This window comes from Streptomyces aquilus, from assembly GCF_003955715.1.
Classification (GTDB): domain Bacteria; phylum Actinomycetota; class Actinomycetes; order Streptomycetales; family Streptomycetaceae; genus Streptomyces; species Streptomyces aquilus.
The window spans coordinates 6,178,702-6,191,326 of the sequence record NZ_CP034463.1; the positions used below are offsets into that span (position 1 = coordinate 6,178,702).

General features: G+C 68.8%; 12 protein-coding genes. 11 read left to right on the forward strand and 1 reads right to left on the reverse strand.

Annotation, left to right across the window (positions count from 1 at the left end; translation table 11 throughout):
• Positions 1 to 225: 225 nt before the first annotated feature.
• Positions 226 to 1,044, reverse strand: a complete 819-nt coding sequence (locus tag EJC51_RS28520) for a C40 family peptidase (protein ID WP_109497682.1) — start codon at positions 1,042 to 1,044, stop codon at positions 226 to 228.
• 725 nt (positions 1,045 to 1,769) lie between these two features.
• Between EJC51_RS28520 and EJC51_RS28525 the strand changes: the two genes are divergently transcribed.
• The 11 genes from EJC51_RS28525 to nuoK are packed head-to-tail and all read left to right on the forward strand — an operon-like array spanning position 1,770 to position 12,624.
• A complete protein-coding gene (locus EJC51_RS28525; RefSeq protein WP_007383963.1) occupies positions 1,770 to 2,129 on the forward strand; it encodes an NADH-quinone oxidoreductase subunit A in 360 nt (119 codons plus the stop codon).
• Positions 2,130 to 2,143: 14 nt separating this feature from the next.
• On the forward strand, positions 2,144 to 2,698 hold the full coding sequence (locus EJC51_RS28530) for a NuoB/complex I 20 kDa subunit family protein (protein ID WP_030494814.1): 555 nt from the start codon (positions 2,144 to 2,146) through the stop codon (positions 2,696 to 2,698).
• A complete protein-coding gene (locus tag EJC51_RS28535; RefSeq protein ID WP_126273709.1) occupies positions 2,695 to 3,429 on the forward strand; it encodes an NADH-quinone oxidoreductase subunit C in 735 nt (244 codons plus the stop codon). The genes EJC51_RS28530 and EJC51_RS28535 overlap by 4 nt, the downstream gene beginning before the upstream one ends.
• Entirely contained in the window at positions 3,426 to 4,748 is a 1,323-nt protein-coding gene (locus tag EJC51_RS28540; RefSeq protein ID WP_059192994.1) for an NADH-quinone oxidoreductase subunit D, read from the forward strand. Before EJC51_RS28535 ends, EJC51_RS28540 begins: the two co-directional genes overlap by 4 nt.
• Positions 4,745 to 5,662: an NADH-quinone oxidoreductase subunit NuoE gene (gene nuoE / locus EJC51_RS28545; protein WP_126273710.1), complete on the forward strand. Its 918-nt coding sequence runs from the start codon at positions 4,745 to 4,747 to the stop codon at positions 5,660 to 5,662. Before EJC51_RS28540 ends, nuoE begins: the two co-directional genes overlap by 4 nt.
• Complete coding sequence (gene nuoF, locus EJC51_RS28550) at positions 5,662 to 7,011, forward strand: NADH-quinone oxidoreductase subunit NuoF (protein ID WP_126273711.1); 1,350 nt, start codon at positions 5,662 to 5,664, stop codon at positions 7,009 to 7,011. The genes nuoE and nuoF overlap by 1 nt, the downstream gene beginning before the upstream one ends.
• Entirely contained in the window at positions 7,008 to 9,512 is a 2,505-nt protein-coding gene (locus EJC51_RS28555) for an NADH-quinone oxidoreductase subunit G (RefSeq protein WP_126273712.1), read from the forward strand. Before nuoF ends, EJC51_RS28555 begins: the two co-directional genes overlap by 4 nt.
• Positions 9,509 to 10,870: an NADH-quinone oxidoreductase subunit NuoH gene (gene nuoH / locus EJC51_RS28560; RefSeq protein WP_126273713.1), complete on the forward strand. Its 1,362-nt coding sequence runs from the start codon at positions 9,509 to 9,511 to the stop codon at positions 10,868 to 10,870. Before EJC51_RS28555 ends, nuoH begins: the two co-directional genes overlap by 4 nt.
• Positions 10,863 to 11,492, forward strand: a complete 630-nt coding sequence (gene nuoI, locus EJC51_RS28565; RefSeq protein ID WP_126273714.1) for an NADH-quinone oxidoreductase subunit NuoI — start codon at positions 10,863 to 10,865, stop codon at positions 11,490 to 11,492. Before nuoH ends, nuoI begins: the two co-directional genes overlap by 8 nt.
• Positions 11,489 to 12,328, forward strand: a complete 840-nt coding sequence (locus tag EJC51_RS28570) for an NADH-quinone oxidoreductase subunit J (RefSeq protein WP_126273715.1) — start codon at positions 11,489 to 11,491, stop codon at positions 12,326 to 12,328. Before nuoI ends, EJC51_RS28570 begins: the two co-directional genes overlap by 4 nt.
• Positions 12,325 to 12,624: an NADH-quinone oxidoreductase subunit NuoK gene (nuoK, locus tag EJC51_RS28575; RefSeq protein ID WP_003974374.1), complete on the forward strand. Its 300-nt coding sequence runs from the start codon at positions 12,325 to 12,327 to the stop codon at positions 12,622 to 12,624. Before EJC51_RS28570 ends, nuoK begins: the two co-directional genes overlap by 4 nt.
• Position 12,625 lies beyond the last annotated feature (1 nt).

Sequence of the window (12,625 nt, forward strand, 5' to 3'; positions counted from 1 at the left end):
GAGGCCGCTCCCTACCCTCCGTCGCCCCTGACAACAGACCACACACAACGGCCCCTCGGCCACACCCGCAGACGCTTCCTGGCCGGTAAGAGCCGCGGCCGGCGCGCTCGCCTCAACGCGCTGTCGGACGCGGACCGTTCGGACCGCCACGGGGACAGGCGGAAGGGCCGCTGCCCCCGAGCGGCTGCGGCCCTTCCGACGTTCTGTGCGCGCGTGCGCGTTTTGTCAGAGTACGCGCACGGCACCCGTCGCCGGGTAACCGGACAGGTCCTGGATGACAACGCCCTTGGACGGGTTGGCCGCGTCCAGGTACTGGCCGTTGCCGATGTAGACGCCCACGTGGTACGCGGAGCCCTTGGCGCCCCAGTACAGGACGTCGCCCACCTGCAGGTTGGACAGGGACACGTCGGTGCCGGACATCGACTGGTCCTGCGAGACGCGCGGCAGGTCGACGCCGACCTGCTTGAACGCGGCCTGGACCAGGCCGGAGCAGTCCCACGCGTTGGGGCCGGTGCCGCCCATGACGTAGGCGTCGCCCACCTGGGCCTTGAGGAAGGCGATGACGGTCGCGACGGAGCCGCTGGCGGGCGCCGAGGCGGTCGTGGACGCGGAGAGGGTGGTCCGCTCCGAGGAACGCGAGGCGGCGGCCTCGGCGGCGGCCTTGCGGGCCTCCTCGGCCTTCTTCTTGGCTTCCGCCTTCTTCTTCGCCTCGGCGAGGTCCTTCTTGGCCTCCTTGGCGGCCGCGGCGGCGGCCGCGTCACGCTCGGCCTCCAGCTCGTAGTTCGCGGCGGCCTGCTGCGTGGCGTCCGCGGACTGGGCGACCTGGGCGGCCAGGTCGGCCGTGAGCGTGGGCAGTTCGAGCGTCTGCGTCGTCTCGGCGGCGCTCGCCGAGGCCGACGCGCCCGCCGCCGCCATGCTGAGGACGCCACCGGCAACACCGGCACGCACGGCGAGCGAAGTCGTCGCGCTGCGGCGGGGTTTCCGGTGGCTGCGTATGTGAGCGGTGTGGGACATGAGAACAACCGGTATCAGGGGCTCCTCCATACCTTCAAGAAACGTGTCCTGCGCCACAGTTGTTCAACCAGTCCCTCGAATCCCGGGCGTGGCGTTCTTTATTGACGCCGTAACGGACATTGCGGGCACAGCCCATCATGGCCGTGATCACGGTCTTTCATCGTTACGCCCGAATTGCCCCGCGCCTACCATCGGTTGGGACCGGTGGCCAAGCCCGGTTCTCAGAGACCTCTCATCGATGTGGTGGAGGTCACGCAACGGTTACGGCAGCGGCTGCGTCACGCGCGCACCCCTCGCCGTCACCCGCTCGTGAACGCGCGCACGCGTCCACATCGCGCCCCGCGACCCCCTCGCGGGTGTGAACGCCGCGCACTATCAAGCGGTGATGTCCAGCGCCAATTTGCATGCACGTGAAGACTCTTGATATGGAGACGTCGCTCCCGCACCCCTCCTCAACTGCGCCGACGAGCCAAAATGTCACCTCTGGTGATCGCTCGGACGCTTCACGTACGAAGATCACCGCTCATCCGACTTCATGATCCTTCGTCAGGTGGTGGAGATCACAAAGCTTGTGCAATACCCCGTGTCGCAGATCACAGACCGGCGGGCATAAGATGCGGGTCAGTTGGGCTTGTGACCTGCTTCACATGTTCGCGATCTTCGTCGGGACGAACGGGGCTCGTGGGGCACGTGAGGGGGAAGTGAACCCGACGCCATCGCCAGCAGTCAGTGCCGACTGAGAGGAGCGAGGAGCGGTGAACGCGTATGCGCCCATCCTCGTACTGGGAGCCCTCGGGGCAGGCTTTGCGATCTTCTCCGTGGTCATGGCCACGCTGATCGGTCCGAAGCGGTACAACCGGGCCAAGCTCGAGGCCTACGAGTGCGGGATCGAGCCGACCCCCACGCCGGCCGGCGGCGGGCGCTTCCCCATCAAGTACTACCTGACGGCGATGCTCTTCATCGTCTTCGACATCGAGATCGTCTTCCTCTACCCCTGGGCCGTCACCTTCGACGCCCTGGGTGTTTTCGGGCTCGTGGAGATGCTGCTCTTCGTGCTCACCGTCTTCGTCGCGTACGCGTACGTATGGCGGCGCGGCGGCCTGGAATGGGACTGAGGGGCCTTTAACTCATGGGACTCGAAGAAAAGCTGCCGAGCGGTTTCCTGCTGACCACCGTCGAGCAGGCCGCGGGCTGGGTGCGCAAGGCGTCCGTCTTCCCGGCCACCTTCGGCCTGGCCTGCTGCGCCATCGAGATGATGACCACCGGCGCCGGACGCTACGACCTGGCCCGCTTCGGCATGGAGGTCTTCCGCGGCTCACCCCGCCAGGCCGACCTCATGATCGTCGCCGGCCGGGTCAGCCAGAAGATGGCGCCGGTGCTGCGGCAGGTCTACGACCAGATGCCGAACCCCAAGTGGGTCATCTCCATGGGGGTCTGCGCCTCCTCGGGCGGCATGTTCAACAACTACGCGATCGTGCAAGGCGTCGACCACATCGTCCCCGTCGACATCTATCTCCCCGGCTGCCCGCCGCGGCCGGAGATGCTCATGGACGCCATCCTCAAGCTCCACCAGAAGATCCAGGGCTCCAAGCTCGGCGTGAACGCCGAGGAAGCGGCCCGGGAGGCGGAGGAAGCGGCGCTCAAGGCCCTGCCCACGATCGAGATGAAGGGGCTGCTGCGGTGAGCGACGCGAACGGGGTGAACCCCGAGAAGGACCTGGGCGCCTCGAACCTTCCCGGACAGCGGGGCGAGGGTGGCGAGGAGATCCGCGTCCAGCGCGGCATGTTCGGCGCCGACAACGGCGGCGACACCTCCGGCTACGGCGGCCTCGTCCGCTCGATCCGTCTCCCGGGACCCGCGGCCCGCCCCTACGGCGGCTGGTTCGACGAGGTCGCCGACGAGCTGGAGGGAGCCCTGGAGGAACAGGGCCTCCTGCCCGACAACGCCATCGAGAAGACGGTCGTCGACCGCGGCGAGCTCACCTTCCACATCGAGCGCGAGCACCTGCTGCGCGTCGCCCGCACCCTGCGCGACGACCCGGCCCTGCGCTTCGAGCTCTGCACGGGCGTCAGCGGCGTCCACTACCTGCACGACAAGGGCCGCGAGCTGCACGCCGTCTACCACCTGCGCTCGATCACCCACAACCGGCTGATCCGCCTGGAGGTCAGCGCCCCGGACGCCGACCCGAAGATCCCGTCCCTGGTCTCCGTGTACCCGACCAACGACTGGCACGAGCGCGAGACCTACGACTTCTTCGGGATCGTCTTCGACGGTCACCCGGCCCTGACGCGGATCATGATGCCGGACGACTGGCAGGGCCATCCGCAGCGCAAGGACTACCCCCTCGGCGGCATCCCCGTCGAGTACAAGGGCGCCCAGATCCCGGCTCCGGACCAGCGGAGGTCGTACTCGTGAGCACTTCGCACGCAACCCCCCGCGAGACCACCGAGGGCACCGTCTACACGGTCACCGGTGGCGACTGGGACGAGGTCGTCCAGTCCGCGGCCCGCGCCGACGACGAGCGCATCGTCGTCAACATGGGCCCCCAGCACCCGTCCACCCACGGAGTGCTGCGCCTGATCCTGGAGATCGAGGGCGAGACGGTCACCGAGGCCCGCTGCGGCATCGGCTACCTGCACACCGGCATCGAGAAGAACCTCGAGTTCCGCACGTGGACGCAGGGCACCACGTTCGTGACGCGCATGGACTACCTGACGTCCTTCTTCAACGAGACCGCCTACTGTCTCGCCGTCGAGAAGCTCCTCGGCATCGAGGACCAGATCACCGAGCGCGCCAAGATCATCCGAGTGCTCCTGATGGAGCTGAACCGGTTGTCCTCGCACCTGGTGTGCATCGCCACCGGCGGCATGGAACTCGGCGCCACCACGATCATGATCTACGGATTCCGTGATCGTGAAATGATTCTCGACATCTACGAGCTCATCACGGGCCTGCGGATGAACCACGCGTACATCCGCCCCGGCGGACTCGCCCAGGACCTGCCGCCCGGCGCGGTGGACCACATCCGCGAGTTCGTGAAGAAGATGAAGAAGAACCTCCCGGAGTACGACAAGCTCGCCACCGGGAACCCCATCTTCAAGGCCCGTATGCAGGACGTCGGTTACCTCGACCTGGCCGGCTGCATGGCCCTCGGCGCCACCGGCCCGATCCTGCGCTCCACCGGCCTGCCGCACGACCTGCGCAAGTCGCAGCCCTACTGCGACTACGAGACCTACGACTTCGAGGTCCCGACCGCCGACACCTGCGACTCCTACGGGCGGTTCCTGATCCGCCTGGAGGAGATGCGCCAGTCGCTGCACATCGTCGAGCAGTGCCTGGACCGGCTCCAGCCCGGCCCGGTCATGGTCGCCGACAAGAAGATCGCCTGGCCCGCCCAGCTCGCGCTCGGCCCCGACGGTCTCGGCAACTCCCTCGACCACATCAAGAAGATCATGGGTACCTCCATGGAGGCCCTGATCCACCACTTCAAGCTGGTCACCGAGGGCTTCCGCGTACCGCCGGGACAGGCGTACGCGGCCGTCGAGTCGCCCAAGGGCGAACTCGGGGTGCACGCGGTGTCCGACGGCGGCACCCGCCCCTTCCGGGTCCACTTCCGCGACCCGTCCTTCACCAACCTTCAGGCCATGGCGGCGATGTGCGAGGGCGGCCAGGTCGCCGACGTCATCGTCGCCGTCGCGTCCATCGACCCCGTGATGGGAGGCGTCGACCGGTGACCACCTCTTCTTCGGAGCGGGGCGTCAGCCTGGGCATGCCCGAACTGCCCGCGCCCGCCTACCCGGACGACGTCCGAGCCCGCCTCGAGACGGACGCGCGCGAGATCATCGCCCGCTACCCCGACTCCCGGTCCGCGCTCCTTCCGCTGCTGCATCTCGTGCAGGCGGAGGAAGGCCATGTCACGCGCACCGGGATGCAGTTCTGCGCGGACGTGCTCGGCCTGACCACGGCCGAGGTCACCGCGGTCGCCACCTTCTACACGATGTACCGGCGGCGGCCGAGCGGCGACTACCAGGTCGGCGTCTGCACCAACACACTGTGCGCGGTGATGGGCGGCGACGCGATCTTCGAGTCCCTCCAGGAGCACCTGGGCGTCGGCAACGGCGGGACCACCGAGGACGGCAAGGTCACGCTGGAGCACATCGAGTGCAACGCGGCCTGCGACTTCGCGCCGGTCGTGATGGTCAACTGGGAGTTCTTCGACAACCAGACCCCGGGCAGCGCGAAACGCCTCGTCGACGACCTGATCGCGGGCCGTCCGGTGCAGCCCACGCGCGGGGCGCCGCTGTGCACCTTCAAGGAGACCGCGCGGATCCTCGCCGGCTTCCCCGACGAGCGGCCAGGTGCCGTCGAGGCAAGCGGCGCGGCAGGACCCGCTTCGCTGGTGGGCCTCCGCCTGGCCAGGGGAGAGGCCGCACCCGCACGCGTGGTCCATCCGCGCGACGGCGGTCCGCACGACGCCGGCACGCCTGACGCCGGTCCGCACGACGCGCCGCAGGACAGGGCGCCGCAGGACCGGACCGTGCACGAGCCGTCACCGACCGAGCATCTGAGTTCGCACGACGCGCCGCAGGACACGTCGGCCTCCGACCCGACCCACCCGGCGGGGCCTGTCGCCGAGGAGGGGGAGTGATGACCTTGGCACCCGAGCTGAAAGACACCAGCCCCGAGAAGCTGCTCGCACCCGTGCTGTCGGCCTTCTGGGACGAGGACAGGTCCTGGACGCTGGACGTCTACAAGAGGCACGAGGGATACGAGGGCCTGCGCAAGGCGCTCGCGATGTCGCCGGACGACCTGATCGCGTACGTCAAGGACTCCGGTCTGCGCGGTCGCGGCGGCGCGGGATTCCCCACGGGAATGAAATGGCAGTTCATTCCCCAGGGGGATGGAAAGCCGCACTATCTAGTTGTCAACGCCGACGAATCGGAGCCCGGAACCTGCAAGGACATTCCGCTCCTCTTCGCGAACCCGCATAGCCTCATCGAGGGCATGATCATCGCGTGTTATGCCATCAGGTCGTTGCATGCCTTCATCTATCTGCGCGGTGAAGTGGTGCCAGTGCTGCGGCGGTTGCACTCGGCCGTGAGCGAGGCCTACGCGGCCGGCTACCTCGGGAAGAACATCCTGGGCAGCGGGCTCGATCTCGACATCACCGTGCACGCGGGCGCGGGCGCGTACATCTGCGGTGAGGAGACCGCACTCCTCGACTCGCTCGAAGGCCGTCGTGGTCAACCGCGGCTCCGTCCCCCCTTTCCTGCGGTCGCAGGCCTCTATGCCTGCCCGACTGTGGTGAATAACGTCGAATCGATCGCGTCGGTTCCCGCGATTCTGCATCGGGGCAAAGAATGGTTCCGGTCGATGGGAAGCGAGAAGTCCCCGGGCTTCACGCTCTATTCGCTCAGCGGCCACGTCGCCAGCCCCGGCCAGTACGAGGCCCCGCTCGGCATCACACTGCGCCAGCTGCTGGAGATGAGCGGCGGCATGCGACCCGGGCACCGGCTCAAGTTCTGGACGCCGGGCGGCTCCTCGACGCCGATGTTCACCGACGAGCACCTCGACGTCCCTCTTGACTACGAAGGAGTGGGTGCCGCGGGTTCCATGCTCGGCACCAAAGCTCTGCAGTGCTTCGACGAGACCACCTGCGTCGTGCGCGCCGTCACCCGCTGGACCGAGTTCTACGCCCACGAGTCCTGCGGCAAGTGCACGCCCTGCCGCGAAGGCACGTACTGGCTGGTGCAGTTGCTGCGCGACATCGAGGCCGGCAAGGGCGTCATGTCCGACCTCGACAAGCTGAACGACATCGCCGACAACATCAACGGCAAGTCGTTCTGCGCCCTCGGCGACGGCGCCGCCTCGCCGATCTTCTCCTCGCTGAAGTACTTCCGCGAGGAGTACGAGCAGCACATCACGGGCCGCGGCTGCCCCTTCGACCCGGCCAAGTCCACGGTCTGGGCCGACTCCCGCACGGAGGTGAACGCATGACGGTGACCACGAGCGCTCCCTCGGGCGGGGGAGAGGCGGCGGTCCCGCCGGAGGATCTCGTCTCGCTGACCATCGACGGCGCCGAGATCAGCGTGCCCAAGGGCACCCTGGTCATCCGGGCCGCCGAGCAGCTCGGCATCGAGATCCCGCGCTTCTGCGACCACCCCCTGCTCGACCCGGCCGGCGCCTGCCGCCAGTGCATCGTCGAGGTCGAGGGCCAGCGCAAGCCGATGGCGTCGTGCACCATCACCTGCACCGACGGCATGGTGGTGAAGACCCACCTCACCTCGCCGGCCGCCGAGAAGGCGCAGCACGGTGTGATGGAGCTCCTCCTCATCAACCACCCCCTCGACTGCCCGGTCTGCGACAAGGGCGGCGAGTGCCCCTTGCAGAACCAGGCCATGTCGCACGGCCAGTCCGAGTCCCGCTTCGAGGGCAAGAAGCGGACGTACGAGAAGCCGGTGCCGATCTCCACGCAGGTGCTGCTCGACCGTGAGCGGTGCGTGCTGTGCGCCCGCTGCACCCGGTTCTCCAACCAGGTCGCGGGCGACCCGATGATCGAGCTGGTCGAACGCGGTGCGCTCCAGCAGGTCGGTACCGGTGAGGGTGACCCGTTCGAGTCGTACTTCTCCGGCAACACCATCCAGATCTGCCCGGTCGGCGCGCTCACCTCGGCGGCGTACCGCTTCCGCTCCCGCCCCTTCGACCTGGTCTCCACGCCGAGCGTGTGCGAGCACTGCTCCGGCGGCTGCGCCACCCGCACCGACCACCGGCGCGGCAAGGTCATGCGCAAGCTCGCCGCCAACGACCCCGAGGTCAACGAGGAGTGGATCTGCGACAAGGGGCGGTTCGCCTTCCGGTACGCGCAGCAGCGCGACCGGCTGGAGACGCCCCTGGTCCGCAACCCCGAGGGTGACCTCGTCCCGGCCTCCTGGCCGGAGGCGCTGGAGATCGCCGCGCAGGGCCTGCTCGCCTCGCGCGGCCGGACCGGTGTGCTGACCGGCGGCCGGCTCACCATCGAGGACGCCTACGCGTACAGCAAGTTCACGCGCGTGGCGCTCGACACCAACGACATCGACTTCCGCGCGCGCGTGCACAGCGGCGAGGAGGCCGACTTCCTGGCCGCCCGGATCGCCGGCCACGGCCGCGACCTCGACGGTACGGGCGTCACGTACACCGCGCTGGAGAAGGCCCCCGCGGTCCTGCTGGTCGGGTTCGAGGCCGAGGAGGAGGCGCCCGGTGTCTTCCTGCGGCTGCGCAAGGCCTGGCGCAAGCACGGACAGAAGGTCTTCTCGCTGGCCACGTACGCCACGCGCGGCCTGACCAAGGCGGGCGGCACGCTGCTGCCGGCCGCCCCCGGCACCGAGACCGAGTGGCTGGACGCGCTCGCGGGCGGCGTCGGCCTGGAGGAGGGCGGCGCGCAGGCCGCCGAGGCGCTGCGGGCCGAGGGCGCGGTCATCGTCGTCGGCGAGCGGCTGGCCGCCGTGGCGGGCGGACTGACCGCCGCCGTACGGGCCGCGTCCGCGACCGGGGCCCAGCTGGTGTGGATCCCGCGCAGGGCGGGGGAGCGCGGTGCCGTCGAGGCCGGTGCGCTGCCGACGCTGCTGCCGGGCGGCCGTCCGGCCACCGACCCGCGTGCGCGTGAGGAGGTCGCCGCCGCCTGGGGCGTCGCCGAACTCCCGCACCGCTACGGCCGGGACACCACGCAGATCATCGAGGCCGCCACCACCGGCGAGCTCCAGGCGCTGCTCGTCGCCGGCGTCGAGGTCGCCGACCTGCCCGACCCGGCACGCGCGCGTGAGGCGCTCGGCGAGGTCGGCTTCCTGGTCTCGCTGGAGCTGCGGCCCAGCGAGGTCACCGAGCTCGCGGACGTCGTCCTGCCGGTCGCCGCGGTCGCCGAGAAGGCCGGCACCTTCCTCAACTGGGAAGGCAGGGTGCGCTTCTTCGAGGCCGCGCTCAAGCCCGACCAGATGACCCGCCGCCTCGCGCCGACCGACGCGCGCGTGCTGCAGATGCTGGCCGACGCCATGGACGTCCACCTGGGTCTGCCGGACCTGCGGACCGTGCGCGGCGAGATCGACCGGCTCGGCGCCTGGGACGGCCCTCGGGCCACCGAACCGCTGGAGACGGCGGCCCAGTTGCCGAGGCCCGCCGCAGGAGAGGCCGTCCTCGCCGGACACCGGCTGCTGCTCGACCAGGGCCGCCTCCAGGAGGGCGACGAGGCGCTCGCGGGCACCCGGCACGCCGCCCACGCGCGCGTGTCGGCCGCGACCGCCGCCGAGGTCGGCGTCAAGGACGGCGACGTCCTGGCCGTGACCGGCTCCTCCGGAGTCGTCGAACTCCCGCTCCAGGTCACCGAGATGCCCGACCGCGTGGTCTGGCTGCCGCTGAACTCCGTGGGCGGGGGCGTCGCCTCCGACGCCGGTGTGCTGCCCGGCTCTCTCGTCCGCATCGGCCCGGCGACGCCCGCAGCCGAAGCCCCCAAGGAGGTGGAGGCATGAGCCCGTCCCTCGCGGCGGAAGACCTCTCGATGTTCGGCACCGACCCCTGGTGGCTCGTTGTCGTCAAGGCCGTCTTCTGCTTCGCGTTCCTGATGGTGACCGTGCTGTTCTCCATCGTCTGGGAGCGCAAGGTCGTCGCCTGGATGCAGCTGCGCATCGGCCCCAACCGGCACGGCCCCTGGGGCATGCTCCAGTCGCTCGCCGACGGCGTGAAGCTGATGCTCAAGGAAGACGTCATCGTCAAGCGCGCGGACAAGGTGGTCTACATCCTCGCGCCGATCATCGCGGCCATCCCGGCCTTCATGGCGATCGCGGTGATCCCCTTCGGCCCGGCCGGCAACGAGATCTCGATCTTCGGCCAGCGCACCACGATGCAGCTCACCGACCTGCCGATCGCGATGCTCTACATCCTCGCGGTCGCCTCGGTCGGCATCTACGGCATCGTGCTCGCCGGCTGGAGTTCCGGATCGACCTACCCGCTCCTCGGCGGCCTGCGCTCCTGCGCGCAGATGATCTCGTACGAGATCGCCATGGGCGCCGCCTTCGCCTCGGTGTTCCTCTACTCCGGGTCGATGTCGACCTCGGCGATCGTCGAGGCGCAGCAGGACCGCTGGTACGTCATCCTGCTGCCGGTCTCCTTCATCATCTACATCGTCACGATGGTCGGCGAGACCAACCGCGCCCCCTTCGACATGCCGGAGTCCGAGGGCGACCTCGTCGGCGGCTTCAACACCGAGTACTCGTCGATCAAGTTCGCGCTGTTCATGCTCGCCGAGTACGTGAACATGGTGACGGTCTCGGCGGTGTCCGTGACCCTCTTCCTCGGCGGCTGGCGGGCCCCCTGGCCCATCAGCACCTTCTGGGAGGGCGCCAACCACGGCTGGTGGCCGCTGCTCTGGTTCGTCATCAAGGTCCAGCTGCTGCTGTTCTTCTTCATCTGGCTGCGCGGCACGCTCCCTCGCGTCCGCTACGACCAGTTGATGAAGCTCGGCTGGAAGGTTCTGATCCCGGTCTCCGTGGTGTGGCTGATGCTCGTCGCGACCGTGCGGACCCTCAGGAACGAGAACTACGACTTCGCCGACATCGCCCTCTACATCGGCGGCGGTGTCCTGGTCCTGCTGTTGCTCTCCTTCGTCGCCGACATGTTCCGCGGCAAGTCCAAGGAGGACGAGCCCGCGGCGGCCGTCGGATTCGACCCGATGGCCGGCGGATTCCCCGTACCGCCGCTGCCCGGACAGGAGTTGCCGGCCGTGCCGAGGCGTCGCTCGCGGCAGGAGCGGGAGCTGATTGTCAGTGGTGGCGTGAATACTCAGAGTGACGACGGATCTCTGGATGGAAAGGAGGCGTCCGATGGCTGAGGAGCCCAAGGAGACCAAGCCCGGTTTCATGAACCCTGTCGCCGGCTTCGGCGTGACCTTCAAGGCCATGTTCAAGAAGCGGCTGACCGAGCAGTACCCGGAGCAGCAGAAGACCACCGCTCCCCGCTTCCACGGACGGCACCAGCTCAACCGCCATCCGGACGGCCTGGAGAAGTGCGTCGGCTGCGAGCTGTGCGCCTGGGCCTGCCCCGCCGACGCCATCTATGTGGAGGGCGCCGACAACACGGACGAGGAGCGCTACTCGCCGGGCGAGCGGTACGGCCGCGTCTACCAGATCAACTACGCCCGCTGCATCCTGTGCGGCCTGTGCATCGAGGCGTGCCCCACGCGCGCGTTGACGATGACCAACGAGTTCGAGCTCGCCGACTCCAGCCGCGCGAACCTGATCTACACCAAGGAGCAGCTGCTCGCCGGTCTGGAAGACGGCATGGTCGACACGCCCCACGCGATCTACCCGGGCACCGACGAGCAGGACTACTACCGGGGCCTGGTGACCGAGGCCGCGCCCGGCACGGTCCAGCAGGTCGCCGTGTCCAAGGGCGAGCTGCATCCATCGGCAAGCCCTTCGGGCGCGTCCGAGGAAGAGGAGGCGACGGCATGAGCAATCTCGCCGCCTACTCCACCTCGACCGGCGAGGCCTTCCAGTTCTGGGTGCTCGGCACCGTCGCCGTGCTCGGCGCCCTGGCCACCGTGTTCATGAAGAAGGCCGTGCACAGCGCGCTGTCGCTCGCCGGGACCATGATCATCCTGGCGGTGTTCTACCTCGCCAACGGCGCCTACTTCCTGGGCATCGTGCAGATCGTCGTCTACACCGGCGCGATCATGATGCTGTTCCTCTTCGTGGTGATGCTCGTCGGCGTCACGGCCGCCGACTCCCTGAAGGAGACCATCAAGGGCCAGCGCTGGCTGGCCCTTCTCTGCGGGCTCGGCTTCGGCATCCTGCTGATCGCGGGCATCGGCAACGCCTCGCTCACGGAGTTCAACGGCCTGGCGCAGGCGAACGCGAACGGCAACGTGGAGGGCCTCGCGAATTTCATCTTCACCAAGTACGTCTTCGCCTTCGAAATCACCGGCGCCCTGCTGATCACGGCCGCCGTCGGCGCCATGGTGCTCACCCACCGCGAGCGCACCGAGCGCGCCAAGACCCAGCGCGAGCTGGCCGAGGAGCGCGTCCGCGCGGGCAAGCACGTACCGCCGCTGCCGGCCCCCGGCGTCTACGCCCGGCACAACGCCGTGGACATCGCGGGCCTGCTGCCCGACGGCACCCCGTCGGAGCTCACGGTCAGCAAGACGCTCCGCGAGCGCGGCCAGATCCGGGACGTCTCCCAGGAGGCGCTCAACGACCTCAAGGCGCTGGAGCAGCGCTCCGAGGAACGCCTGGAGCGCACCGCGGTCGAGCCGGCCAACCTCAAGCGGGCCGAGGAGGCGTCGAAGTGAACCCCGTCAACTACCTCTACCTCGCGGCCCTGTTGTTCACGATCGGCGCCACCGGCGTACTGATCAGGCGCAACGCGATCGTCGTGTTCATGTGCATCGAGCTCATGCTCAACGCCTGCAACCTCGCGTTCGTCGCCTTCTCCCGGATGCACGGCAATCTCGACGGCCAGATCATCGCGTTCTTCACGATGGTCGTCGCCGCCGCCGAGGTCGTGGTCGGGCTCGCGATCATCGTGTCCCTGTTCCGTTCCCGCCACTCGGCGTCGGTCGACGACGCCAGCCTGATGAAGCTCTGAG